At 61.1% G+C, this 23,864-nt stretch carries 22 protein-coding genes and 1 pseudogene; 11 read left to right on the top strand and 12 right to left on the bottom strand.

Features of this window, described 5'->3' with window-relative positions:
- Positions 1 to 41 precede the first annotated feature (41 nt).
- Entirely contained in the window at positions 42 to 1,397 is a 1,356-nt protein-coding gene (locus tag EO087_RS16920) for a 3-oxoacid CoA-transferase (protein ID WP_128899551.1), read from the top strand.
- A gap of 94 nt (positions 1,398 to 1,491) precedes the next feature.
- On the opposite strand, the gene EO087_RS14900 is transcribed toward EO087_RS16920, so the two are convergent.
- From EO087_RS14900 to EO087_RS14890, 3 genes are all read right to left on the bottom strand, one after another.
- Positions 1,492 to 2,472: a HAMP domain-containing sensor histidine kinase gene (locus EO087_RS14900; RefSeq protein ID WP_128899550.1), complete on the bottom strand. Its 981-nt coding sequence runs from the start codon at positions 2,470 to 2,472 to the stop codon at positions 1,492 to 1,494.
- A 20-nt stretch (positions 2,473 to 2,492) separates the two neighbouring features.
- Entirely contained in the window at positions 2,493 to 3,224 is a 732-nt protein-coding gene (locus EO087_RS14895) for a response regulator transcription factor (protein WP_128899549.1), read from the bottom strand.
- Positions 3,225 to 3,326: 102 nt separating this feature from the next.
- Positions 3,327 to 3,953 carry an arylesterase gene (locus tag EO087_RS14890; protein WP_128899548.1) on the bottom strand — a complete coding sequence of 209 codons (627 nt, stop codon included), beginning with the start codon at positions 3,951 to 3,953 and terminating at the stop codon, positions 3,327 to 3,329.
- On the opposite strand from EO087_RS14890, the gene EO087_RS14885 reads away from it, so the two are divergent.
- The 7 genes from EO087_RS14885 to EO087_RS14855 all read left to right on the top strand — a co-directional run bounded on the left by EO087_RS14885 (position 3,952) and on the right by EO087_RS14855 (position 12,081).
- On the top strand, positions 3,952 to 4,638 hold the full coding sequence (locus tag EO087_RS14885; protein WP_128899547.1) for an ATP-binding cassette domain-containing protein: 687 nt from the start codon (positions 3,952 to 3,954) through the stop codon (positions 4,636 to 4,638). The genes EO087_RS14890 and EO087_RS14885 overlap by 2 nt on opposite strands.
- Positions 4,639 to 4,801: 163 nt before the next feature.
- Complete coding sequence (locus tag EO087_RS14880; RefSeq protein ID WP_128899546.1) at positions 4,802 to 7,285, top strand: FtsX-like permease family protein; 2,484 nt, start codon at positions 4,802 to 4,804, stop codon at positions 7,283 to 7,285.
- Positions 7,286 to 7,527: 242 nt separating this feature from the next.
- Positions 7,528 to 8,370: a PAAR domain-containing protein gene (locus EO087_RS14875; protein ID WP_128899545.1), complete on the top strand. Its 843-nt coding sequence runs from the start codon at positions 7,528 to 7,530 to the stop codon at positions 8,368 to 8,370.
- On the top strand, positions 8,276 to 9,394 hold the full coding sequence (locus tag EO087_RS14870) for a DUF2235 domain-containing protein (RefSeq protein WP_164931865.1): 1,119 nt from the start codon (positions 8,276 to 8,278) through the stop codon (positions 9,392 to 9,394). The genes EO087_RS14875 and EO087_RS14870 overlap by 95 nt, the downstream gene beginning before the upstream one ends.
- Before the next feature lie 5 nt (positions 9,395 to 9,399).
- Entirely contained in the window at positions 9,400 to 10,074 is a 675-nt protein-coding gene (locus EO087_RS14865) for a DUF2931 family protein (protein ID WP_128899543.1), read from the top strand.
- 184 nt (positions 10,075 to 10,258) lie between these two features.
- Positions 10,259 to 10,891, top strand: coding sequence for a glutathione S-transferase family protein (locus tag EO087_RS14860; protein WP_128899542.1), 633 nt, complete (start codon positions 10,259 to 10,261; stop codon positions 10,889 to 10,891).
- 56 nt (positions 10,892 to 10,947) lie between these two features.
- On the top strand, positions 10,948 to 12,081 hold the full coding sequence (locus tag EO087_RS14855; RefSeq protein ID WP_128899541.1) for an SLC13 family permease: 1,134 nt from the start codon (positions 10,948 to 10,950) through the stop codon (positions 12,079 to 12,081).
- Positions 12,082 to 12,310: 229 nt separating this feature from the next.
- Here EO087_RS14855 and EO087_RS14850 read toward each other — a convergent pair whose 3' ends face one another.
- The 6 genes from EO087_RS14850 to EO087_RS14825 all read right to left on the bottom strand — a co-directional run bounded on the left by EO087_RS14850 (position 12,311) and on the right by EO087_RS14825 (position 16,968).
- Positions 12,311 to 13,084 carry a DUF4097 family beta strand repeat-containing protein gene (locus EO087_RS14850; RefSeq protein WP_128899540.1) on the bottom strand — a complete coding sequence of 258 codons (774 nt, stop codon included), beginning with the start codon at positions 13,082 to 13,084 and terminating at the stop codon, positions 12,311 to 12,313.
- A gap of 75 nt (positions 13,085 to 13,159) precedes the next feature.
- Complete coding sequence (gene mazG / locus EO087_RS14845) at positions 13,160 to 13,921, bottom strand: nucleoside triphosphate pyrophosphohydrolase (RefSeq protein WP_240669213.1); 762 nt, start codon at positions 13,919 to 13,921, stop codon at positions 13,160 to 13,162.
- A 41-nt stretch (positions 13,922 to 13,962) separates the two neighbouring features.
- Entirely contained in the window at positions 13,963 to 14,712 is a 750-nt protein-coding gene (gene cysQ / locus EO087_RS14840; protein WP_128899982.1) for a 3'(2'),5'-bisphosphate nucleotidase CysQ, read from the bottom strand.
- Between the two features lie 68 nt (positions 14,713 to 14,780).
- A complete protein-coding gene (nudE, locus tag EO087_RS14835; protein WP_128899981.1) occupies positions 14,781 to 15,338 on the bottom strand; it encodes an ADP compounds hydrolase NudE in 558 nt (185 codons plus the stop codon).
- Between the two features lie 71 nt (positions 15,339 to 15,409).
- Positions 15,410 to 16,189 carry an inositol monophosphatase family protein gene (locus EO087_RS14830; protein ID WP_128899538.1) on the bottom strand — a complete coding sequence of 260 codons (780 nt, stop codon included), beginning with the start codon at positions 16,187 to 16,189 and terminating at the stop codon, positions 15,410 to 15,412.
- Positions 16,186 to 16,968: a type II secretion system protein N gene (locus EO087_RS14825; protein WP_128899537.1), complete on the bottom strand. Its 783-nt coding sequence runs from the start codon at positions 16,966 to 16,968 to the stop codon at positions 16,186 to 16,188. The genes EO087_RS14830 and EO087_RS14825 overlap by 4 nt, the downstream gene beginning before the upstream one ends.
- 98 nt (positions 16,969 to 17,066) lie before the next feature.
- Here EO087_RS14825 and EO087_RS14820 point away from each other — a divergent pair, with 98 nt between their 5' ends.
- A complete protein-coding gene (locus tag EO087_RS14820; protein ID WP_128899536.1) occupies positions 17,067 to 18,431 on the top strand; it encodes an adenosylmethionine--8-amino-7-oxononanoate transaminase in 1,365 nt (454 codons plus the stop codon).
- Between the two features lie 28 nt (positions 18,432 to 18,459).
- Here EO087_RS14820 and EO087_RS14815 read toward each other — a convergent pair whose 3' ends face one another.
- Positions 18,460 to 18,789, bottom strand: a complete 330-nt coding sequence (locus EO087_RS14815) for a hypothetical protein (RefSeq protein WP_128899535.1) — start codon at positions 18,787 to 18,789, stop codon at positions 18,460 to 18,462.
- A gap of 177 nt (positions 18,790 to 18,966) precedes the next feature.
- On the opposite strand from EO087_RS14815, the gene EO087_RS14810 reads away from it, so the two are divergent.
- Entirely contained in the window at positions 18,967 to 19,704 is a 738-nt protein-coding gene (locus tag EO087_RS14810; protein ID WP_128899534.1) for a 16S rRNA (uracil(1498)-N(3))-methyltransferase, read from the top strand.
- Between the two features lie 428 nt (positions 19,705 to 20,132).
- On the opposite strand, the pseudogene EO087_RS14805 reads toward EO087_RS14810, so the two are convergent.
- Positions 20,133 to 21,468, bottom strand: a pseudogene (locus EO087_RS14805) (IS1380 family transposase).
- A 277-nt stretch (positions 21,469 to 21,745) separates the two neighbouring features.
- A complete protein-coding gene (locus EO087_RS14800; RefSeq protein WP_128899533.1) occupies positions 21,746 to 22,510 on the bottom strand; it encodes an ABC transporter ATP-binding protein in 765 nt (254 codons plus the stop codon).
- Positions 22,511 to 22,750: 240 nt separating this feature from the next.
- Here EO087_RS14800 and EO087_RS14795 point away from each other — a divergent pair, with 240 nt between their 5' ends.
- Positions 22,751 to 23,167, top strand: a complete 417-nt coding sequence (locus EO087_RS14795; protein ID WP_164931864.1) for a hypothetical protein — start codon at positions 22,751 to 22,753, stop codon at positions 23,165 to 23,167.
- Positions 23,168 to 23,864: the final 697 nt, after the last annotated feature.

Genomic DNA, 23,864 nt, shown 5'->3' with positions numbered 1-23,864 from the left:
TATCCTTGGAAGCTATATCTCCCCCGCTAGAAGGCACCCACATGGACAAGGTTTATGCAACCGCGGCAACGGCTCTGGACGGCCTGCTGTTTGACGACATGACCATCGCGGCAGGCGGCTTCGGCCTGTGCGGCATTCCAGAAAACCTGATCGGCGCAGTGCTAGCCGCCGGCCCCAAAAGATTGACCATCGTTGGCAACAATGCCGGCGTGGACGATTTCGGCATGGGACCGTTGCTGAAGACACGCCAGGTCAAGCGCGTATATGCCTCCTACGTGGGCGAGAACAAGGAATTCGAGCGTCAGGTATTGGCCGGCGAGCTGGAACTGCATCTGGTGCCGCAAGGCACGCTGGCAGAGAAGCTGCGTGCCGGCGGCGCGGGCATCCCCGGTTTCTACACGCGTACTGCCTACGGCACCCAGCTGGCTGAAGGCAAGGAAACAAAAAATTTCGACGGCAAGGAGTACGTGCTGGAAGCAGCCATCCACGCCGACGTTTCCATCGTCAAAGCGTGGAAAGGCGACAAACTCGGTAACCTCGTTTTTCGCAAGACGGCGCGCAACTTCAATCCGATGATCGCCACCTGCGGCAAGGTTTGCGTGGCGGAAGTGGAAGAACTGGTGGAAGTGGGCGAATTGGACGCAGAACAGATCCACGTGCCAGGCATCTACGTCGACCGCATCATCAAAGGCGAGAAGTACGAGAAGCGCATCGAGTTCCGCACCGTGGCCGGCGCCAACGCCGGCAAGGAAAGTCCAGTCCGCATGGCCATGGCGCACCGCGCCGCGAAGGAACTGCGCGATGGTTTCTATGTAAACCTGGGTATCGGCATTCCCACGCTGGTGGCCAACTTCATTCCACAAGGCATGGATGTCACCCTGCAATCGGAGAACGGCCTGCTTGGCATCGGCCCGTTCCCGGATGATGTGCACGTCGATCCCGACCTGATCAACGCCGGCAAGCAGACGATTACCGCCCTGCCCGGTTCGAGCTATTTCTCCAGCGCCGAATCATTCGCGATGATCCGCGGTGGACACATCAACCTGTCCATTCTCGGTGGCCTGGAAGTGTCCTGCACCGGCGACCTGGCCAATTGGATGGTGCCAGGCAAGATGGTGAAAGGCCCTGGTGGCGCGATGGACCTGGTCAGCGGCGTGCAGCGCGTGGTGGTGCTGATGGAGCACACCGCGAAAGATGGTTCGCCCAAGATCAAGAACCAGTGCGACCTGCCGTTGACCGGCAAACAGGTGGTGGATTTGATCATCACCGACCTGTGCGTGTTCGAAGTGGCGAAGGGCAAGGGCCTGACCTTGATCGAATTGCAGGAGGGCGTGACAGTGGATGAAGTGAAGGCGAAGACGGGGTGTGCGTTCGAAGTACATCCGTCGTTGCTGTGAAGGAATCGGGAATCGGGAATCGTCAATAGTTTAAGGGCGGCAAATCACAAGCTTGCCGGGTCTCGATCTTGCGATTCCCAATTCCCAATTCCTGCTAAACAGGCAACGTCTGCGGAAACCGTATCTCCGCTACATAGCTGTTGCCGCCCTGCACATGCAAATCCAGTGGCCATGCAAAACGCTCGCTGATCCGCCGTGCGATGGCGTATTCAAACCCCTGTTGCCCAGGCAGACGCGGATCGAGGTCCGCACCAGCGGTAGCACACACACTCACCACCCCCGGCAACACTGTCACCAACACCGTACCCTGTCCCGTGTATTGGCTGGCATGACGAATCAGTTGCCAACACAACACCGCAAACACCCGTGGCGAACCGTGTAAAGCAAACTTGGCGGACTCTTCGAACTGCAATTCGATCGGATGCCCATGCAACATTTCGCGCGCATCGGCCAGTTCGCCACGCAGTACGTCGTTCACCACGAAATCCTGCTCACTCTGACCGTTGTCGGCTTCACGCGCCAGAATCAGCATCGCCTCCACCAGCGCTTCCATCTCGCGTGTCGCACGGCGAATGCGCTCCACGGAACGCTTGCCGAAATCACTCAGACCCGCCTCATCCTCCAGCATATCGATGGACATCTTGATCACGGTCAACGGGCTGCGTAGCTCGTGGCTGGCATCGCGGGTGAAATTACGTTCACGCTCGTTATAGCCTGCGATGCGGTTGGCGAAGTGATGGAAGCTGCGCGCCAGCATGGCAACGTCCGCGTCAACGCGATGCAGCAGATGATCTGGCGGCAGGGTTTCCAGTCCCCCCTGCCCTTCTTGCCAGTTGCCCACAAGTTGCGCCAGCACACTGACGGAACGCCAGGCGCGTTGCGCGGCCAGCCAGGCGAGTGCGCTGACGATCACGATCAGCGCCAGCACCGCCCCTACCGGCGCGACATTGTAATAACCCATCAGACAAGCCAACACGATCGCCACCAGTTGCAGCCCGAAAATCAGCAGCAACCGGCGATGGAGTCCACCGCGTGCGGACGCAACACGTTGGGTTGGCGCACCCTTTTGTGTCATGGATAGTTTGGATTGAGCGGTCAGGCAAAATGGCTGGTTGCGACGGTCTCTGAGTCAAGATCGGCCAGGCGGTATCCGGCCGAATGGATGGTATGCAGCAGTGGACGTTGGAAAGGTTTGTCGATAATCCGTCGCAAGTTGTACAGGTGCGAACGCAAAGTATCGGAATCGGGCAAAGTATCGCCCCAGATCTCGCGCTCAATGTCGCGCCGGCTTACCACGCGTGGCGATTCTCGCATGAGGATCGCTAACAGCTTGAGACCAATCGGTGAAACCGTCAGCTCCTGGCCGCCGCGGGTCAGACGCAGCGTGGCGGTGTCCAGGGTCATGTCGCCCACGTGCAGCACCTCGCTGGATATCTGGCGACGGTCGCGGCGGATCAGCGCTCGCAAACGGGCCTCTAGTTCGAGCACTGCGAATGGCTTCACCAAGTAATCGTCGGCGCCGGATTCAAGACCCACCAGCTTGTCTTCCAAGGTATCCCGCGCGGTCAGCATCAACACCGGCGTGGACTTCTTGGCCTCGGAGCGCAGCTTGCGGCATACATCCAGCCCATCGATGCCCGGCAGCATCAGGTCCAGTACCACCACGTCGTAGCTGTTCGACACCGCCAGGTGCAGTCCGCTTACCCCATCTTGGGCAAAATCGATGGAGTAGCCGCGCCGTTCCAGGAATTCCCCCACCATCTCGGCGATCTGGCGATTGTCTTCGACCAACAGGATAAATCCAGCATGTTCGTCACGTGAACTCATGTTCCCCTCGTCGGCTACCGCGCGTCTTCACATTTGTGAAGGCTAACGGCCCCGGGCGTAAGCGAAATGTGAATTTCCGACTAGAAAACCGTAGAGAAATTCTCAGTGCAGCAATGACTTGAGTTGAGCCCACACGGTGTTGAGCACGATCGGCTCCCCGGCGGCTACCGGGTGCAGGCCATCTTCTTGCATCAGGGCCGGGTTCAGCGCTACCCCGTCGAGCAGGAAAGGCACCAGGACCGTGTGCTTTTCGCGGGCCAGATCGGCATAGATGGCACGCAGGCCATCCCGATATTGCGACCCATAGTTCAGCGGCAACTCGATCCCCAGCAGCAGCACTCGGGCGCCTGCGTGCTGGGCCGCATCGATCATGGCGCCGAGGTTGTCACGCAGGTTAGCCAGCGGTAGCCCTTGCAGGCCGTCATTGGCCCCCAGCTCAATCACCACGATGCGTGGATGATGCTGCGCTAGCAGGGCTGGCAGACGATGGCGTCCGCTCAACGAAGTTTCACCGCTGATACTGGCATTGACGACAGCCCAGCCCGGCTCCATGTCGTTCAAACGTACTTCCAGCAGATGCACCCAGCCCGATTCCACCGGAATGTTATGCGCGGCGGACAGCGAGTCGCCCAGCACCAGCACACTTTTCGTGGTGGCGACTTTGGATGGCGTAGCCTGCAAAGCACCGGCACCGCAAAGCAGAACAAACAGATAAAGGAAACGACGCATGAGTGGTGGTTCGCATCTGGTTCTCGATGTCCGGGATGTTAGCAAGTCCGTCAACGGTCCCGAGGGAAGGCTGGATATTCTCAGCGACATCGTGATGCAGGTGAACGCTGGCGAAAGCTTTGCCATCGTCGGCGCATCCGGCTCCGGCAAGACCACTTTGCTCGGCCTGCTGGCTGGGCTGGACACCCCCACGCACGGCAGCATCCGGCTGGATGGCCACTCGCTGGAACAGCTCGACGAGGAAGCACGCGCGGATTTGCGGCGCAGGCTGGTCGGCTTCGTGTTCCAGTCGTTCCACCTGTTGCCTGCGCTGACGGCAGAGCAGAACGTCATGTTGCCGTTGGAACTGGAAGGCAATCCCGCCGCCCGCGAGCACGCACGGGAAGCACTGGAAGCAGTCGAACTCCGTGGCCGCCGCAAGCACTATCCCGCACAACTTTCTGGTGGCGAACAGCAGCGCGTGGCGATTGCGCGCGCCTTCGTGCATGGCCCGCGTGTGTTGTTTGCCGATGAGCCCACCGGCAATCTGGATCGCCGCACTGGACGACATGTGTGCGATTTGCTGTTTGCGCTGAACAAGGATCACGGCACCACACTGGTGTTGGTGACGCATGATTTGCAGTTGGCCGAACGTTGCGCGCGAAGCGTGGAATTGCGGGAAGGGAAGTTGGAGGCGTTGGTATGAACAATCACCTCGCCAGCGAGACACCTCATCCCACCGAAATCTCCACCCCGTCGTCCCGGCGCAGGCCGGGACCCAGTGTCTTGATGGCGATAAAAGTCACTAGGTCCCGGCTTGCGCCGGGACGACAGGTTGAAGGGTATGGCAAGCGCAAGAAGAGGTTCGCATGAAAATCCTGCTTCTCGCCCTGCGCAGCCTGCGCCGCGAATGGCGCCTGCCGGAATTGCGCACCCTTGCCGCTTCGCTGGTGCTCGCGGTCGTCGCGCTCGGTGTCGTTGCCACGCTTACCGCACGCATGGAACACGGCGTACTCGCCAGTGCAGCCGAGTTGATCGGCGGCGATGTGGGTGTCTCCGCGCCACAGGACATCCCTGAAACATCTGCCGCTGCAGCGAGCGAGCGTGGCTTGGCCATCAGCCGCACGGCCAGCTTTCCCAGCGTTGCCTTTGCGCAACAGCAAAGCCAGTTGCTGGACGTGCTGGCGACGGATACCGCCTATCCGCTACGCGGCACCTTGCTGGTCGGCGATGCCAACGGGCGACAACAACTGCGCCACGGCCCGGCGAGTGGAACGGTGTTGCTCGATCATCGCGCGTTGGTCGCCTTGCATCGGCACGTTGGCGATACCGTGCAACTGGGTGGCCGTGACCTGCGCATCGCCGGCGAGCTGATCCAGCAACCCGATGGCGGCGAACTGGTGGCAATGGCGCCGCGTGCGTTGATGAATCTGGATGACGCGCGGCAAGCGGGATTGCTAGGCGTCGGCAGCCGTGCACGGCACAGCTTGTTGCTGGCCGGCGAACCGGCAGCGGTGCAACGCTGGCGCCAGTGGGCGCAAGGCACGGCATTGCCGCAAGGCGGAGAGTTGATCACGCCGGAACAAACGCAGGAGCGGATGCGCAGCGCATTCGATCGCGCAGGTTCGTTCCTTCGCCTCACCGCTTTGCTTTCCGCACTGCTTTCTGGTGTAGCGATCGCGCTCGCTGCGCAGCGTTATGCACGACGCAAAACAGGCGAGGTATCGCTATTACGCGCATTGGGCACGTCGCGCGCACGCGTATTCGGTTTGTTGCTGGGCACGTTGGGCGGTCTGGCATTGCCCGCCGCAGCGACCGGCATGCTGCTTGCGTTGGTGCTCGCGCAAGCGGCATGGATGTTCGCCAGCCAGCTCTTCGCCGGCGTGCCGACGGTGCTGCCGATCCTGCCTGCCTTCGCCGCCGCCGGCATGGGCATCGCGGTGCTGGTCGGCTTTGCGCTGCCGCCGCTGGTGCGGCTGGCCGACGTGCCGCCGGTCGCGGTATTCCGCGCCAGTCTGGCGCGGCGCATCCGCCGCTTCGACGTGCTGTACCTGATTCCCGCACTGGTGGCGCTGGCGCTGATCTGGAATCTCAGCGGTTCGGCCAAACTCGCCGGCATCCTCGCCGCCAGCCTGCTCGGCGTCGCCGTGGTGGCAGCGCTGCTGGCCGCTTCGCTGCTGTGGATCGCGCGGCGCATCGCGCCCGGCGGACATCCAGCGTTGCGGCTGGGCATGGCCGCGCTGGCGCGGCGACGCGGACTGAGCATCGTGCAGGCCACCGCGCTGAGCATGGGCCTCACCGCGCTGTTGCTGATGGCCGTGGTGGCGCCCTCGCTGCTGGACGGTTGGCGCAAGGAATTGCCGAGCGATACGCCCAACTGGTTCGTGCTCAATCTGCAGGACGATCAACGCGACGGCTTCAGCCAGGCGCTCGCGCGCATCGGCGCCAACCAGCTCAACATGATGCCGCTGGCGGTGGGCAAGCTCACCGCTATCAATGGCCACCCCATCGACACCATGCATTTCCAGGACGAACGCGCGAAGCAATGGAGCGATCGCCAGTTGCGGCTTTCATGGTCCGACGCATTGCCGCCCTCCAACACCGTGATCGCCGGAACCTGGTTCGCGCCGCATCCTGCGCAGGCGGAAGTGTCGGTGGATACGATGTGGCGCGACATGTATGCACTCAAGCTTGGCGACACCCTGCGCTTCGACGTGGGCGAAGGCCAGCTCGATGCGCGCGTCACCAGCTTTCGCCACGTCGACTGGAGTTCATTCCGCGTGAACTTCTTCCTGCTGCTCGACCCGGCGCACGCCCAAGCATTGCCGCACACCTGGCTCGCCAGCTTCTACCTGCCGCGCGGCAACGCCGAAGCACTCGCCGCACTCTCGCGCGATTATCCGAACCTCAGCCTGATGGACGTGGATGCCTTGCTGGACCGCGTGCGCGAAATCGTGCAACGCGTGACCGGCGCAGTGCGCTGGGTACTGGGCTTCAGCCTGCTGGCCGGCGCGCTGGTCCTGGCCGCCGCACTCGCCACCAGCGGACAGGAACGCCGCCACGAAGCGGCCCTGCTGCGCACCCTCGGCGCACGCCGCAATCTGCTGCGCATCGCCGCCGCATGCGAATTCGCCCTGCTTGGCCTGATCGCCGGCATCACCGCCGCGTTCGGTTCGATGGCCGGCGGCTGGTGGCTGGGACGCAGCGTGTTTCACATCAAGGATTTCATGCCGCACGCCGTGCCATTGGCGCTGGCCGCGTTGGCCGCTGCAACGGTGGTGATGCTGCTTGGCCTGGCCGGTACGCGCAAGGTGACGCATACCCCGCCGATGCGCTTGTTGCGGGCGGAGTGATTGCGCCTATCGCGGGACACCTGGCACGGTCAGGTGCAGGCGGTTCCAAGCAACCCCCGCAATGGACATCCGCTTGCTGGGCCGGTACCGGCCGCAGCGCGAGTGCCATCGGGCCGACTACAGAAACGTGGTCATTTTCCTACCATGCAACGCGCCCAATCCCGATGACGCCCGAGTGCTGACGTTGTTTGCTTCACCGTTCACGCGCGTCTTTGGCGCCATCGCTACGGGAAGCACTCGTCATGTCGACCATCAGCAAACACGGTGACCCCACCACCACGGGCGGCGTCGTCATCGCCACCCTTTCCACGATGTTCAACGATGGTAGCCGCCTCGCGGTAGCTGGCGACCAAGCCACCTGCGGCACCTGTCCAGGGGCCTGGCCCATCGCGGCAACCGGCACGCACATGGTCTGCATGGGACGCGCTGCCGTCCTGGATCAAGACTCTATCATTTGCCCCTGCAAGAAAAACCGGGTCATCGCCGAAGCCCGCAACATGCATTATCGCCACCCGCATGGTGGCGCACGCGCCGCCACGGCGGCGGCAACCTCTGCGGTCGCCATCCCGGCCGCCATGGTGCTGCGCGAGGCCGTGCCACCACCCGCGACCACCACCACACCGGCCATGCCACAACACCGCACGCAAAGCGCCGCCGAACGCCGCTGCATTCTGCGCATCGGCATATTCTTCGACGGCACGCGCAACAACGCCGGCAATACCGAGACGTTCTCGCAATGCCAAGCCTCCACCGCCAGCGCGCTCGGCCAGGACCAGCAGGAACAGGACGCCATCCTCGGCCACTGCAAGCCCTATGTGAGCGATCCTTCCAGCAGCTATGCCAATGGCTATACCAATGTGTGGCGGTTGTATCAGCTGTATCGGGACAGCACACCCGAGCCATTTGGAGAAGATGACAAGGAATACTTCATTCGCATCTACGTCGAAGGCATCGGCACCCGTCACCGGCCAGCCGGACAACCTCCTGGGCATGGCCTTGGGCATTGGCGATACGGGCATACTCGCCAAAGTGGAACAGGCCATCGCAAAGCTGATTCCTACACAAATTTCCCTATTCGCCCGTAATCACCCTGACATTGCCGTTGAAGCCCTGGAATTCGACGTATTCGGCTTCAGTCGCAGTGCGGCCGCCGCTCGGCACTTCGTGCACGAAATCAAACGCGACCATGCCAGCCCCCTGCTGCCTGTCGTGCAAGCCACCGGCGTCAAGCGGGTGCCAACCTTCGTCGCCCAGCACGATTTCCGGGTCAACTTCGTCGGACTGTTCGACACCGTGGTCGCCCACGCCAGCCAGGCCGACGGCTTCGACGTGCGCCGCCAAGGCACCGATCCGATCAAGGTGGCCCTGCCCGAAGGCTGCGCCCGCAAAGTGGTGCAGCTTGTAGCGCGCGATGAGCATCGCGCGAACTTCATGCTCACCACTGTCAGCCCGCCGCATCAGGAGATCGCCTTGCCCGGCGCCCATTCCGATCTCGGCGGCGGTTATCGCGACGACCACGAAGGCCCGCTGATGCTGATCAAGCCGATACGCAGCCTGGAAGCGCCCATCGAACGCGATGGCAACCACTACATGCCGCTGCCCGAACAGACCGAAGCGTGGCGCCAAGCCGACACGTTGCGACAATTATGGAAACTGCACCTGGGTGCCATCGATGACGACCATCTGCGCGTGGATGGCTGGGTCAGGATGGAAGGGCAGACCGCCAGGCATGCCGGCGCGCAACGCATCCGGCAACCCGTCGCCTATGCCACGCTGCGGCTGGATCGTCCCATCGACTGGCGCTATCAACTGATCCCGTTGCGGGTGATGCATCGCCATGCGGTGGCCGCAGGCGTCGCTTTCGGATCGATTGACGACGACGATCCGAATTATTCCTTGCCCACCGAGTTACAGCCGATCGCCGACCAGTTGCTGGCCGGGCAAGCCTTGAGCCACGCCCAGGAAAATCTCTTGGCGCGCCGCTACCTGCATCAGTCCGCCAACTGGAATCTTTCCAGTTTCCAGCGCAGCACCGGCCCCGAGCTGATCTACTTCAATCGCCCCGATCCGTCGGCAAAGCGCAGCGTGCTCGGCAACCAGAACAAGTGACCCGCATGCGTCCCCTGATTGTCCTTATCGCACTGCTGGTGGGCGGCTGCGCGCTGGCCCCGGCCACGCAGAGCAACCGACTTCCCTACGACAGCTGGTATCTGGGATTCCAGGCCCCCGACCGCATGGAAGTCTGGCTGGAGACCGCCAACGTCGAAGACATCGAAGGGCGCGTTTTTCTCGGCGTGATGCAAGGCACGGTTGCCATTGCGTTCCGCAGCAACCGACCAGGTTGGGGAAGCAGCATTGGTTCCGGCGCAGGCCGTGATATCTACAACGCCGGCCTGCCACGCCGTATCTACCTGCGCTGGCAATCGCTGGTGGAACGGCAGACCTACGGCGGCATCATCGAGATTCCCGAACATGCGCGGCGCATGATGCTTGCCGAGGCCCCATCCACATTGGTGTCCGGGCGCTACGAGTATCAACGTTTTCTAAGCTTTGGCCTGGCACCGGGCGGATGGGTCAAAGCCTGGGTCATGAGTCCTGGCAGCAAGCCGGTGGAAGTGCTATGCACCCGCGTGCCGATCGAACCCAAGGGGCCGTATCAGGGCTTGTCCCATGGCAAATACCGCCCCGTGGCCAAGGACATCGAAGCCTACGTAAACACCCATCCACCCATTCCCTACGACTCTTGGCGGTGCCCCCACAGCGATGGGCCCGACAACATCGCCAAGTGAAGTGACTTGCATGCGCCCCTGGACCTTCCTTATCGCACTGCTGGTGGGCGGCTGCGCGCTGGCCCCGGCCACGCAGAGCAACCGACTTCCCCGTGATGGTTGCACCAACGCCCACATGGGATAACGAAGCACCATACGAGCGCGGTACGATGCTTGATTCCATCCTGACAAGGGTTGCCCGCGCATGTACACCCTCCACTACTCCCCCGGCACCGCCAGCATGGTGGTGCATCTGGCGCTGCTGGAGATCGGCGCGCCGTATCAGCTCAAGCTGGTCGACATCAGCGACAAGCGGGAACAGGACAGCGCCGATTACCGCAAGCTCAATCCCGGCGGCCACGTGCCAACGCTGTTGATCGATGGACGTGCGGTCTACGAATCGGGCGCGCTGCTGATCATCCTGGCCGAACGCCATCCCGAAGCGAAGCTGATCCCACCGCCCAGCACGCCGGAACGCGATGCATGGCTGCAATGGACGGTATTCCTCAGCAATGCGCTGATGTCCACCTATCGCTTGTGGTTCTATCCCGGCGAACTGGGTCACCAGGAGTCGCCGCCGGAGATCCGCGCCGCCGTGCAGCGCAAGATCGAAGGCATCTGGGATCGCCTGGAAGCGCAGCTTTCCGCGCACGGGCCGTATCTGCTGGGCGCTGAATTTTCCGGCGTGGACCTGATGCTCACCATGCTGATGCGCTGGTCGCGCAACATGCCGCGCCCGGCTACCGAATGGCCTGCGTTGAAACGGCTGGCCGATCGGGTGCGGGCGCGACCGAGTTGGAAAAAGCTGTATGAGCTGGAGGGTTTGACGGAGTGGTGATGCTTGTTTTTCTTCCTCCCCTTCGGGGGAGAAGGAACTGACACGTCGCATCGTTGATGAACACGCATACCTCCCGCACTCACCCATGGCTTCATCGCCTCAAGCATGAATGGCTGTTGCTGCTGTTCGCCGCACTTGCCGTCGTATTGGCCTGTATTGATCCGCAGCCGCTCACGCGTTATCGGCAGTGGCTGCAATGGCCCACGTTGTGCGGCCTGCTCGGCCTGCTGATCGCCATTCAAGGCATTCGCGACAGCGGGCTGGTGCAGCGTATCGCTGGCATGCTGGTGGCGCGCATGCATACGCTGCGCGGCGTCGCCGTGCTGTTGGTGAGCATGACGGCGGTGCTGTCGACGGTGCTGACCAATGACGTGAGTCTGTTCCTGATCGTGCCGCTGACGGTGGCGATCGGAAACATGTCCAACTTGCCGATCGCGCGCATGGCGGTGCTGGAAGCGCTGGCCGTCAATGCCGGCTCCACGCTCAGTCCGATCGGCAATCCGCAAAACCTGCTGATCTGGCAGCATGCGCGGATTTCGTTTCCGCAATTCGTCGGCAGCATGCTGCCCGCTGCGGCGCTGATGTTCGTGCTGGTCGCCGCGCTTGCCTGGTGCTGGATACCGAAAGGCCGTGTGCAGCTGAATGAGGATCGCCTCGACGGGCACCCCGTGTCGGCGCCGCTGGCAGCGCTGTCCTTGGCGGCCCTCGCGTTGATGGTGCTGATGATGGAACACGGCCGCGCGCCCTTGGGTGCCTTGCTGCTGACGATTCCTTTTGCGCTGCTTTCCCGGCGCACCGTCAGGCACATCGACTGGCTGTTGATGATCACCTTCGCGGCGATCTTTCTGGGCCTTGGCCATTTCGCCGCGCTGCCGATCGTGCAGCATGCGCTCGACCAGATCGATTTCGGCCGGCCGCTCGCGCTTTACCTGAGCGGCATCGTCGGCTCGCAGCTCATCAGCAACGTGCCGGCCACGGTATTGCTGCTGGATCGCGCGCAGGACGCGATGGCGCTGGCCGTGGCGGTGAACGTAGGCGGCTTCGGCGTAGCAACCGGTTCACTGGCTAACCTGATTGCGCTGAGGTTGGCGAAACAGTCGCATGGGATGCGGCTGTTTCACGAGGTGTCGGTGCCGTTTCTGTTGGTTTGCGCGCCGCTGGTGTATCTGTTGATGCGGTTGTTAGTGTGATGGTTCGTTCTGTTTGGAACTTTATGGCAGTCGCACTAGCTTAAGCCGCCCATTCGTTCGAATGCAGCGAAAAATCTTGAATCGTCATCCCGGCGAAAGCCGGGACCCAGCGACTTTTTAGATCTCGAAGTCACTGGGTCCCGGCTTTCGCCGTGATGACGGCTTGAGGATTTTCATGCTTTTAAGGGAACGTGGCCGAATGAACGAACATCCGAGCCCGCGTGCTCAATCAATCGTCGTCGCGCGGCACGCTCACCTTGCCGCCGATATTGCTATGCGACACGTCGCCACTGCCCTTCGCGCCCACGGTGAAGTTGCCGCGCACATCCCTCACCACGAGATCGCCGGAACCGATCGTGCCCACGTCGACGTTGCCGCCTACGTTCTCCAACGTCACGTCGCCGGAACCGACACTGCCCAGATGCGCATCCCCATGGATGGAACGCGCCTGCAGATCGCCGGAACCAATCGAGCCGGCACGCAGGCTGCCCACGTCGGAAAGCTCCACGTCGCCCGAACCCGTGGTGACGGAAACCTCGCCGCTGATGTCATCGATATGCAGATCGCCTGAGCCGGCCTGCGCGTTCAATTGCGCCAATCCATGCACGTAGGCGTCGCCGGAACCGGTGTTGATGCTGATCGGCATGTTCGCGGGCAGCTTCATCTGCAGGTCCAGATAGGCGTATGACACGCCGAACAGGCGAACTTCGAATCCACCGCCACCCACGTCGATGATGAGCTGATCGCCTTCCCGGCGCGTCGTCAGCTGCAGATGCTCCAGAGCGGATTGCGAGGAGGCACAGGCTCGACCGGTCACATCCAGCGTTTTGCTGTTGCCGTCGCCGGTCAGGTGCATGTCCTGGCTGTGCAGTTCGATCTGCACGCCGCGTATGCCGGCAAGATCGTCGTGCAGGTTGCGTGGGGCGGTGTAGCGGCATTCATGGGCCGCGGCGGTCAGAGGCAGGGCCAGCAGCAGGGCCAATGAAACGAGTAGGTAACGCATGCAGGTTCTCCGGATGGTGCTCGAATGCTTCTGATGCAGGCCGCCGGCAAAAGGTTGCAGGTTGCGGGTTGCAGCTTACCGCTCCTCCATCTTCGCCCGCTGCCACAGCACTTCCTGCTCCGCCAGTTCCGAGGCGGAAAGCGGCTTGCCGGCTTCGGCCGCCAACTGCTCCATGCGCCGGAAGCGCCGTTCGAACTTCGCATTGGCGTGCTTGAGCGCGCGCGCGAAATCCACCTTGGCGTGCCGCGCCAGGTTCACCGCCACGAACAGCACGTCGCCGATCTCGTCTTCCAGCCGCGCGTGATCGGCGCCGGCATCGAATTCAGCTGCGACTTCGGCCAGTTCCTCGTGCAGCTTGCCGATTACCGGCCGGTGATCCGGCCAGTCGAAGCCGACGGTGGCTGCGCGCTGCTGCAGCTTCAGCGCGCGCTGCCATTCGGGCTGGCCGCGCGAGACGCCGGCCAGCGCGCTGTCGTCGTGCGACTCGCCTTTCGCTGCGCGCTCGGCCGCCTTGATGTCGTCCCAGGCACGCTTCTGTTCTTCCACGTCGGCGTAGCTGGCGTCGCCGAATACGTGCGGGTGGCGGCGCAGCATTTTTTCGCTGATGGCATGCGCCACGTCGTCGAAATCGAACAGGCCCTGCTCCTGCGCCATCTGCGCATGGAACGCCACTTGCAGCAGCAGATCGCCCAGCTCGTCGCGCAGATCGTGCCAGTCCTTGCGGTCGATGGCGTCGGCGACTTCGTAAGCTTCTTCGATCGTGTAGGGCGCGATGGTGCTGAAATCCTGCTGCAGATCCCACGGGCAGCCGCGTTGCGGATCGCGCAGGCGCGCCATGATGGCGAGCAGGTCGGCAAGGTTGTGGCGCGTCGTCGTGCTCACGGCAGGCCCGCATCGCGCAGGCGCGAGGCCCAATCGATGCCGGCATCGCCCACGGCCAGAAATTCCGGATTAATCAGCGATTCGCCACGGTTGTAGCGCAACGGCTTGCCATTGAGATCGAGTACTGCGCCACCCGCTTCTTCCAGCACGCATTGGGCGGCGGCGGTATCCCATTCGCTGGTAGGACCACGGCGCAAATACACATCCGCCGCACCCCGCGCGAGCAGGCAGAACTTGAGCGAGGAACCCAGCGGTTGCAGATGATAGTCATCCCCCAGCAGCCGGCGCATCGCGGTTTCGGTCATGCCGCCGTGCGAGCGGCTGCCAGCGGCCACCGGCGGCTTGGCCAGCTCGCGCGTAAAGATGCGCTCCCACTCGGCGCCAGCCTGCACCTGCCACCAGGCACCGTGCTCGCGTGCGGCGACAAACAGCTCCCCAGTCGCTGGCGCCAGCACCACGCCCATCACCGGCTCGCCCTGATCGATCAGGGCGATGTTGACGGTGAATTCGCCATTGCGCTTGATGAATTCGCGCGTGCCGTCCAGCGGATCAACCAGCCAATAGCGCGACCACACCTGACGCTGTTCCCAAGGCGCTTGGCTGGCCTCTTCCGAAACGAGCGGAAGCACCGGGTCGAGTTCGGCCAGGCCGGAGGCGATGACCTTTTGCGCAGCAAGATCGGCTGCGGTGAGTGGCGAGCAGTCTTCCTTGACCTCGACATCAAAATCTTCGCGATAGACCGCCATGATCGCTTCGCCGGCGCAACGCGCCAGCAAGCCGATGTCATGTAACAGTGGGTGATCGAGTGTATCGCTCACGTTCGTTGCAGGCGTCCGGCTAAGTATTCGCGCGCCATGAACAGCGCCGCGATGGAACGGCCTTCGGTGACGTCGTCACGCGAGACCAGGGTATGCAGATCGGCAAGCTTCCACGGCACCACTTCCAGCGGCTCGGGCTCATCGCCGGGAAGGCTTTCAGGGTATAGATCCTGCGCCAGCACCACATGCGCCATATGCGTCATGTAAGACGGCGACAGCGACAGGTTGTGCAGGATCTTGAGCTTGCGCGCGCCATAGCCGACCTCTTCCTTCAGCTCGCGATCCGCACCCTGCTCCACGGTTTCGTCCTGATCGAGCCGGCCCTTGGGCAGGCTCAGTTCGTAACGCTCCACGCCCACGCCGTATTCGCGCACCAGCAGCACGGTCTCGTCATCGATCATCGGCACAATGATCACCGCACCCAGACCGCGGCCCTTCAGGCGCTCGTAGGTGCGGTGTTCGCCGTTGGAAAATTCCAGATCCACCTTTTCTACGTGCAGGAAACTGCTGGCATCCGAATCGTACTTGGCGTGAATGATGGGATAGCGTGGCATCGAGCGATTGTAGCGGGCTTTTGGTTTCATCTCTGCGCTTTGCTCCCTCCCTGCTGGCGCGAGGGCTGGAGTTAGCACAAGGCAAGGCGACGCAGCGCCTGCGCGTGGATAGCGGGTGTGCCTGCCAGCACACTCCGCGTCTCCAACGTCAGCGGTTGTCCCTCCAGATCGGTAAACACGCCCCCAGCCTCCCGCACGATCACTGCCAGCGCGGCAATATCGAGAATATTGACGTCCGACTCGATCACCAGATCCAGTCCACCTTGCGCGAGCAGGTGGTAGTGGCAAAAATCGCCGTAACCGCGGATGCGGTTGCTATCGCGGATCAACCCGCCCAACACCTGCCAGCGAACATCGGCGGTAAGGGTTTTTACATTGCCGGTAGACATCGAGGCCTGGGCCATGTCCGACGTCGGTGCCACTCGCACACGCGCGCCATTAAACCAGGTTCCACCGCCGACACTCGCCCACATGGTCTCGCCGTAAACGGGGGCGCTCGATACACCTAACACCAACTCCCCCCGATGCATCAACGCAATCTGGGTGGAAAAAAACGGAGTGCGCCGCACGAAACTCTTGGTGCCGTCCAAGGGATCGACCAGCCAGAGCAAGCCATCGCAGCTGCCATCCAAGCCAAATTCCTCGCCATAGATCGCCGCGCCTGGCAAGGCCGGCGCGAGGATAGCGCGGATCGCCTGTTCGGCTTCGCGATCGGCAATCGTAACCGGTGTGGCGTCGGACTTGATTTCGACATCGACACCGCAACGCCAGTAATGCCGAATGACTTCCGCTGCGGCCTCCGCTGCGTCGCGCGCGGCTTTCAGCGCGGCATCCCATGTCTGGTCATTCATGGATTTTCCGTGTTCGCGTTGAGGTGAGAGAGGCCGCCACGATAGCGAAGTTGCACGCTGCCGTCCGCAGCCACCGGGCCAAGATCATGCAGCCAGTGCATGAGCGGCGGATTATCGCCACGCGGTTTCAGACTCAGTTGAAGGTCCCAACCAAGCGGACTGAAAGATAGCCGTCCAGCCGTCTGCAAGGGTCCGCTTCCATCATCGTCCAACACCGCTTTCAAAACGCCTGCCTGGCCATTGATCCGGAGCAACAGCGTGCCGAGCGGGAGCACACCTTGCGCCGTACGCACGGCAGCCTGCGACCACGTACCGAAGGCATCGACCTGCATCGGCCACCCTCCCTGCAAGCGTGCTTGCATGATGTGCACATCGAGCTGTCCCTGCGGCTCTCCTTGCAACAACGGCTGCATTCCCAGCATCGACATATCAAGCTGCAAGGCAACATCGCGCCAATCTTCCTGCGTGTCCGAGATGCGGTGCATCTGTCCTCGCACTTGAAACTTCGGCTGGTGGAGCGCCAGCCGCAACTGCACATCGCCAAGCAACGCACGTCGCGAAAGAGTCCAGGTAAGGCTGCCCAACGCCGTACCGTCCGGCGCGGACACCTGCGCTGCGTGCCCTTGCCAAAGCGTGCCGCCCACGTCGCTGAAACGCAGTCCATGGAGCCGCGATTGCATCAGTGGCAACGCCAAGTACGCGGGCATGAACCCGATCAGCAGACCCAGTGCAACCACGAATACGGCAAGGCTTGTCAGTACGGTGCGCAAATATTTCATTCATGAAAACCGCATTGAAGGGATGCCGTTATGGAGTGATGGAGCGGCGAGGCATGTCTGCCCTTGAGACCACGGCCCAATCCCCCGATCATAGCCGGATGACTCAACCCCACGACGCCAACATCGCCCTGGCCCGGCGCGACCTGCAGCACATCTGGCACCCCTGCACCCAGATGCACGATCACGAACACGTGCCGATGGTGCCCATCGTGCGGGGTGAAGGTCCGTGGCTGATCGATGCCGACGGTCGCCGTTATCTGGACGGCATCAGCTCCTGGTGGACCAACCTGTTTGGCCACGCCAATCCACGCATCGCGGCGGGCCTCGCCGAGCAGGCCAAAACGCTGGAACACGTGATCTTTGCCGGCTTCACCCATCCACCGGCGATTGAGCTGGCAGAGCAGTTGGTCAAGATCACGCCGGCCGGGCTCGACAAAGTGTTCTTCGCGGACAATGGTTCGGCCGCCATCGAAGTGGCGCTGAAGATGAGCTTCCACTACTGGCTCAACCAAGGCCATGGCCAGAAGACCCGCTTTATCGCGCTCACCGGCAGCTATCACGGTGAAACGCTAGGGGCTTTGTCGGTGAGCGATGTTGCGTTGTATCGCAAGACCTATGCACCGTTGCTGCTTACCCCCCTGCTTGCGCCATCACCCGATGCCTATGAAGGTGAGCCGGGGGAATCGCCAGAGCAGACCGCCACACGGCGGCTCGAAGCCATGCGTCACCTGCTTGAACACCATGCTCATGAAACCTGTGCCGTGATCGTCGAGCCACTGGTGCAATGCGCCGGCGGCATGCGCATGTATCACCCCAGCTATCTGAGTGGATTGCGCAGCCTATGCGATCGCTACAACGTGCATCTGATCGCCGATGAAATCGCCGTGGGCTTTGGCCGCACCGGCACCCTGTTTGCTTGCGAACAGGCAGGCATCGCGCCCGACTTCATGTGCCTGTCCAAGGGATTGACCGGCGGTACGCTGCCGCTATCGGCGGTACTGACCACACAGCCTATCTATGACGCGTTCTATGCCGAATACAGCGCGGGCAAGGCATTCCTGCATTCCCACAGCTACACCGGCAATCCGCTGGCCTGCCGTGCCGCATTGGAAACCTTGGCTATCTTTCGCGACGAACCCGTGCTAGCGCGCAATCGTGTGCTGTCCGCCCACCTTGCCAAGCGGCTGGAACCGTTCCGCGATCATCCACATGTCTCCGATGTGCGTCAGCAAGGCATGATCGCGGCGATCGAGCTGGTTGCCGATAAGGCAACGCGCTTGCCTTTCCCTGCGGAAGAACGGCGCGGCTTGCGGGTTTACCTGCACGGCTTGCAACACGGCGCCTTGTTGCGCCCGTTAGGCCATGTGATTTATTTCATGCCGCCTTATGTCGTTGACGAAAACGACATCGACCACCTCGTGCGGGTGGCTGGTGAGGGCATCGAGCAAGCCGTAAAGCGCTGAGTCGCCGACCAGCAATCAAATAACAAGACTAATTGCCACCGTTACCGCGGACCGTAACGCTCGGATCCAGATCCTTCAGCGCGCCCGCGACCGTGGTTTTACCGGTGCGATCAATGTCTTGCTTGCTGTAGCTGCGACCGGTCACGGGCAGACACTCGCCCTTCTTGGGCGGAATCAAGCTGCCCGTATCACGCACACAATTATGGTCGCCGGGCTTGATCGGTGAATGATTGTTCGGTGCGGCGGCGGTGGCTGCGGCTTGGTTGGACGGCGGGACGGTCGTTTGCGGCGCTCCGCGTGTCGCCATAGCAAAGCCGGCAGTGGCCAGCAACACAACAACGGAAACAAGCTTGGACATGGCAACCTCCTGCTCGCGATCGGGGAAACGAGCCTTCGTGGACAACCAGCAATGCTGATACGGTGCCGCCCCCACCGCAAGGGCCATCCATAAAGACGGCTATTTATGTTCATCTGGATGAACAGCCAAACACAGCAAGTTGTATGCTGAGACAATCTTTTTGTTAACAAAACTTGTATGCGCAGCACCCGCATTCACATCGACCAACCGCTCTCCCTCACCGCCGAACTGGCCCTGCCCCAACAGGCAGCCGAGCACGTGACGCGCGTACTGCGTATGGATGCCGGCGACATACTCACCCTCTTCAATGGCGATGGTTATGACTACACCGCCACCCTCACCTCCATCGGTAAACGCGACGCCACCGTGCGCATCGAAGACCGCGAGCAAATCCGCAACGAATCACCCCTTAAGCTCACCCTCGCGCAAGGCGTCGCTCGCGGTGAAAAAATGGACCTGATCGTGCAGAAGGCCACCGAACTGGGTGTTGTTCGTCTCGTGCCACTGCTTACCGAACGCTCCGAAGTCAAGCTGGATGCATCGCGCGCGGAAAAGCGCCTGCTGCATTGGCGTGCGGTAATGGCTAGTGCGTGTGAGCAAAGTGGTCGGGTTCGTATGCCTGAAGTGATGCCGGCGCAGACATTGCCGGATTGGCTGAACAGCCTGGCTGATGACAACGGTGCGCAACGCTTGGCGCTGTTGCCTGAAGGAACGTTGCGGGCGCGCGAGTTGCGCTTTGGCGATGCCGGCGGCTTGCTGGTGGTGGGACCGGAGGGTGGCCTTGGCGAGCGCGATGTGGCGGCCTTGCGGGAGGCGGGTTTTCAGGGCTTGCGATTAGGGCCGCGGATTTTGCGCACGGAGACTGCTGGCCTGGCAACGCTTGCCGCGCTGCAGGCGTTGCATGGGGATTTTTAATCACCCAATTTTTGTCCCTCTTTTTTTCTTTTGTATCCGTGGTACCTGCATGTACTCCTTTGGGCTATCACTTTTGTCTTCGCGGAGCGCTTCTTTCGAATCGGATGTTTTGCCATTCACGATCTTACGTCGCTCTGCAGACTTAAAGTGGACCCTATTAACATGTCGTAATTTACTTTAGACACTACCTGATTCCGTGACCCCTCCTCGGCATGATTCCGCTTGGCCGTCCAAGGAGGCAATCAGCGCGATGGTGATGCCGCATTCGGCTATCGGATGTCAGGAAAAGAACCACTCACCGCGGCGCGCGGGCTTTTACACCGCCGCTTGCAGGCATCGCCGGGGTCATTTCCATGCTTGCGTGCAGCCGCACATCTCGCGATCGTTCGCGCGTAGGGATGATTGATGAGTTGCTGGCCAGGCCCGGGCTAGGTGCAGCGCGCCGCCACAGGCGGCAGCCAGTCGTCGGCGGTCCAGGTGACATAGAGCGTCCGCCACACCTTGAACACGGGACAGTGCCGGTCGAAGTTGAGCGTCACCCGTCGCGCGTGCAGGGTCCGTTGCGCGGCTATCCGCATCATCTCCTGCATCACCGTCTTCAAGCGTCGACGTTTGACCGGATGACGCAGCGGGACATCCTTGCCCAGCAGCGCTTGCTGGCCGATCAGACGCAGGAAGTTGTAAGCCACTGCCGCCAAGCTCAGCACCAGAGCGTTGGTGTTGAATTTGCCGCTCGGCAAGCGCTCCAGGTCCAGGTCGCTCTTGAACTCGCTGTGGAACTGCTCGTGAGTGCCGTGATCCTGGTACAACGCGATGATCGTTTCGATCGGCTCGGCCAGGGTGGTTTCCCAACCGTCGATCTCCACTTCGGGAAACAACAGTGCAGTGCCGTCGGCTTTGATCGTGCGCTCGGTCAGACGCAGGATGCGCCGCAAGCGCACGCTGCGGCCATCGGCCAAGGTGAGCATTCGCCCTTGGGTTTCCCAGGTGGTGATGCGCTTGCCCTCGCGGGGCGACACCCACGCCGTCGTGGCATCGGCACGCTTGTCCGCCGCACAGCCTTCGACATCGAAGCTGCGTGGATTCCATGTGCCCAACACATCGACGCGGCCTTGGCCTTGTTCGAGCGCGGTGACGAACATGCGCTCGCTGTCGAAACCCGAATCCCAGCGCAGCAGGATCGGCGCGCTGGTCAACGCCCGCGCCCGTGGAATCACCCGCTCCAGCACGTACTGGGTTTCCTTGGCGCTGTGCTGGGTGCCATCGCGCAGCTCCAGCGCCAGACAATAGCCGGCTTCCCCGCCCAAATAGGCCGCGATGGGCGCGAACCCGTCGTAACCGGCATAGGTGCGTCCGACGCCTTCCTTCTTGCTATCGGAATTGTCCAGGCAAAATACGTCCAGATCGAGCGGCACATGGCCGGTGATCACGGGCGAGAAATGCGCCCGGCCACGCTTGAGCAGCGGCACCCGCAGCGAACGCATCGACGCTTTCCGAACCGGCCACGCCCAGCGCGTCCATGCGCTGACGCAAGGTCGCCGCCGACGGCACACCGGACAAGCCCAGCGATTGCGCGAAGAACCGATCGCCACGCTTGCCTTCGATCGCCTCGAAGTCGCTTTTACCTTCGGCCAGCAAGCCGATGTAACCGGCCAGAATCTGGCTGCTTGGCAAACCCTGGCGCGTGGGAAACTTCGGATCGATGTGTTGCGCGATCTGGGCAAAGCGGTGCAGTGCGATGCCCACAAAGGCCAGACCCGACATCGCGGTTAGGTCGCGGGGGGATTGGCGAATAACGAAGGGCGTGGGATGCATGAAAGTGACGCGGCGATGAACCAGTCGCTAGCGTAATCGAGCGCTAGGGCGGCGTGAATAGCGATCACTCATGGCAAGCGCTCACCCGGTGGGTGAGTTGGAGATCATTCGCAAAGCAAGTGTGTATGCGGATTGCGAGTCGGGAGCTCACGGAATCAGGCGAGTGAAAGTACAACCCCTTTTTCCTTTAGGACGGAGACGGGTAGATCGTTGTGGCCAGTTCCCGCTACGCGTGGCTTGATGGCGCGGCGGCAGGATTTAGCGGCGCGAGGTCACCCAAGGCTCGATCCAACACTTCCCTGGACAGGGACGTGCCGCGACGACGCATGCACGCAAGATCCTGAGGCGTCCATTTTTTTACCAGACTCCCTTGTTCCAGCAGCCATACCCGGTCAGCGTAGTGTTGGGCGAGATCGAGATTGTGCGTCACCAGCAAGGTGCTTAGTTGCGATTGCCGAGCTTCGTGGTTAAGAAACGCCAAGGTCTTGCCAACGCTATAAATATCAAGTCCATTGAGCGATTCATCTAGCAGCAGCAACTGGGGGCATCCGATCAGAGCCAGGGCAATGGCAAGTTTCTGCTTCGTTCCCAGGGAATAGGAAGACAGCGAGCGGCCGAGCTGTCCTTCCAGGTCGACGGTCTTGGCATAGGCAAGCGCGCGATGCAAATCATGCGCATGAAGCGCCGCGGCAACCAACTCCATAGCCTGATAGCCCGTAAGCTCTTTGGGGAGGCGTTCCGGTGCCACGGCATACCCAATGGGCAAGCGTTGGCCTTCGCGCCACCCCGAAAAGACGACCGACCCTGAAGATCCACGCAAGAGGCCGGCAACGAGATTTATCAGCGTGGATTTTCCGGAAGCATTGGCCCCAATCAGCGCGATCAGTTCGCCGACACCAATGGAAACCTCGATGCCCTGCAAAACAGAACGCGCTCCGTAGCTGAAACAAAGCTGTTCAATGCTAATCACGGGCGTCATGTCGAGTTCCATGATGAGGCCCCCTTACGTGCAACCCAATACCAATGAATAGGGCCGAGGAGTAAGGCTAGGGGGCCGCTAGATACAATCAACGCTGCAATCACACCATTCACGATCAGAAAAAGCCTGGCGCTCCTTTCCTGCAAGACCATTAAGTCTGAGACGAGCCAGATCCAGGTTAAATGACTTAAAAAGATTAACGCCGCCACAAATAGTGCCAATAACAACCATTGTCCTAGCCAAAGACAGCTAATGATAAGCGGCAAAAATAACAAGATCGCCGCGACCAAGGGTAGATATAAGGCCCGAATAGCGATCGTGAAAAAATCAACGCCGGTCCAAGACAGGAGGTTGTGCAACCGGACCAGGCCTGAATTAAGAGCGCTTAAGCTCAACCAGAAACCTATGCTCGCAGAAGCGCCGCCGATATACGTCGCACCGATGGCATTCTCGAAAACAGCCAGGGCAGCCAATCCGCAAGTTATGAACAAGAAGCTGCCAGCTATTCCTGCGAGCAACGGAAGATTCGTTATTTGCGTTGCAGTGACCGTGGGAAGCCGTCGCAAGATAAGCGACGATGACGAATATATTCCACGTCTTGGATATACGGATGTGCAGAAAAATGTCGCCATAAATCCAGCAATGCAGGATCCTGCGATCCACATCTGACTTTGATCAGGCAAAAAAAAAACAATTTTGACAGAACAAAAATTATAAGCTGCGAGATGCTCAGCGCTGAGCCGAGCGAGACAATAACTGTAAAGATAGCCTGACGTCGAGCTTGCAACGGTGAATGAGACCAAAAAAGCCAGTGACTAATTCGTGAATCATGTAAACAAGACGAGATTTTTAGACCAAAGATGGCACCGATAAACAAGACTACGCTTGCAATACCAACTAACGAGGATACAGGTAGTGCCCTGGTGTAGGGCGTATGTTTACCCATAACAAGATATATGCAAGCAGATAAACACGTCGCGATCAGACATGCGAAATAAAGCGTTTCTGGCCGCTTGGTTCGCTCCCTCCAATGTCGGGAATAAAGCCGCGACACATTTGCCGCCGTGCGCGGAAGATGTCGTGCCAGCTTCTTCTCGAATTGCGTCAAGGATTCGTAGGTCATATTAGACGAGACATGCAAGACGGTGAAGTTCATTCGCCGTCTTGCGATGCCCTATCGCTTTGTCACATTGGCACGAGGAGAAGCACTACGAAAACACCGCCGCAAACGGCGCCGCCGACCGCATCAGAGGCTCCGGTTGGCGCAATGGATACTTCAAGATCATCTAGGTGAATCGCTTTCATGTTGTTTTCCTGTCCAAATTTGCACCCATCGACTGGATGCCGTGGCTGGGTGCATGCCACG

The sequence above is a fragment of the Dyella sp. M7H15-1 genome (genome assembly GCF_004114615.1).
In the GTDB taxonomy this organism is placed as follows: domain Bacteria; phylum Pseudomonadota; class Gammaproteobacteria; order Xanthomonadales; family Rhodanobacteraceae; genus Dyella_B.
The sequence above is the reverse complement of the archived record's forward strand: the minus strand, read 5'-3'. Positions and strand labels throughout refer to the sequence as shown.

Bases quoted from the DNA above. Each gene is read 5' to 3' on its own strand.
- EO087_RS16920 (WP_128899551.1), top strand. From the start codon at position 42: ATGGACAAGGTTTATGCAACCGCGGCAACGGCTCTGGACGGCCTGCTG.
- EO087_RS14900 (WP_128899550.1), bottom strand. From the start codon at position 2,472: ATGACACAAAAGGGTGCGCCAACCCAACGTGTTGCGTCCGCACGCGGT.
- EO087_RS14895 (WP_128899549.1), bottom strand. From the start codon at position 3,224: ATGAGTTCACGTGACGAACATGCTGGATTTATCCTGTTGGTCGAAGAC.
- EO087_RS14885 (WP_128899547.1), top strand. From the start codon at position 3,952: ATGAGTGGTGGTTCGCATCTGGTTCTCGATGTCCGGGATGTTAGCAAG.
- EO087_RS14890 (WP_128899548.1), bottom strand. From the start codon at position 3,953: ATGCGTCGTTTCCTTTATCTGTTTGTTCTGCTTTGCGGTGCCGGTGCT.
- EO087_RS14880 (WP_128899546.1), top strand. From the start codon at position 4,802: ATGAAAATCCTGCTTCTCGCCCTGCGCAGCCTGCGCCGCGAATGGCGC.
- EO087_RS14875 (WP_128899545.1), top strand. From the start codon at position 7,528: ATGTCGACCATCAGCAAACACGGTGACCCCACCACCACGGGCGGCGTC.
- EO087_RS14870 (WP_164931865.1), top strand. From the start codon at position 8,276: ATGGCCTTGGGCATTGGCGATACGGGCATACTCGCCAAAGTGGAACAG.
- EO087_RS14865 (WP_128899543.1), top strand. From the start codon at position 9,400: ATGCGTCCCCTGATTGTCCTTATCGCACTGCTGGTGGGCGGCTGCGCG.
- EO087_RS14860 (WP_128899542.1), top strand. From the start codon at position 10,259: ATGTACACCCTCCACTACTCCCCCGGCACCGCCAGCATGGTGGTGCAT.
- EO087_RS14855 (WP_128899541.1), top strand. From the start codon at position 10,948: ATGAACACGCATACCTCCCGCACTCACCCATGGCTTCATCGCCTCAAG.
- EO087_RS14850 (WP_128899540.1), bottom strand. From the start codon at position 13,084: ATGCGTTACCTACTCGTTTCATTGGCCCTGCTGCTGGCCCTGCCTCTG.
- mazG (WP_240669213.1), bottom strand. From the start codon at position 13,921: ATGGCGCGCCTGCGCGATCCGCAACGCGGCTGCCCGTGGGATCTGCAG.
- cysQ (WP_128899982.1), bottom strand. From the start codon at position 14,712: ATGGCGGTCTATCGCGAAGATTTTGATGTCGAGGTCAAGGAAGACTGC.
- nudE (WP_128899981.1), bottom strand. From the start codon at position 15,338: ATGCCACGCTATCCCATCATTCACGCCAAGTACGATTCGGATGCCAGC.
- EO087_RS14830 (WP_128899538.1), bottom strand. From the start codon at position 16,189: ATGAATGACCAGACATGGGATGCCGCGCTGAAAGCCGCGCGCGACGCA.
- EO087_RS14825 (WP_128899537.1), bottom strand. From the start codon at position 16,968: ATGAAATATTTGCGCACCGTACTGACAAGCCTTGCCGTATTCGTGGTT.
- EO087_RS14820 (WP_128899536.1), top strand. From the start codon at position 17,067: ATGACTCAACCCCACGACGCCAACATCGCCCTGGCCCGGCGCGACCTG.
- EO087_RS14815 (WP_128899535.1), bottom strand. From the start codon at position 18,789: ATGTCCAAGCTTGTTTCCGTTGTTGTGTTGCTGGCCACTGCCGGCTTT.
- EO087_RS14810 (WP_128899534.1), top strand. From the start codon at position 18,967: ATGCGCAGCACCCGCATTCACATCGACCAACCGCTCTCCCTCACCGCC.
- EO087_RS14800 (WP_128899533.1), bottom strand. From the start codon at position 22,510: ATGGAACTCGACATGACGCCCGTGATTAGCATTGAACAGCTTTGTTTC.
- EO087_RS14795 (WP_164931864.1), top strand. From the start codon at position 22,751: ATGATAAGCGGCAAAAATAACAAGATCGCCGCGACCAAGGGTAGATAT.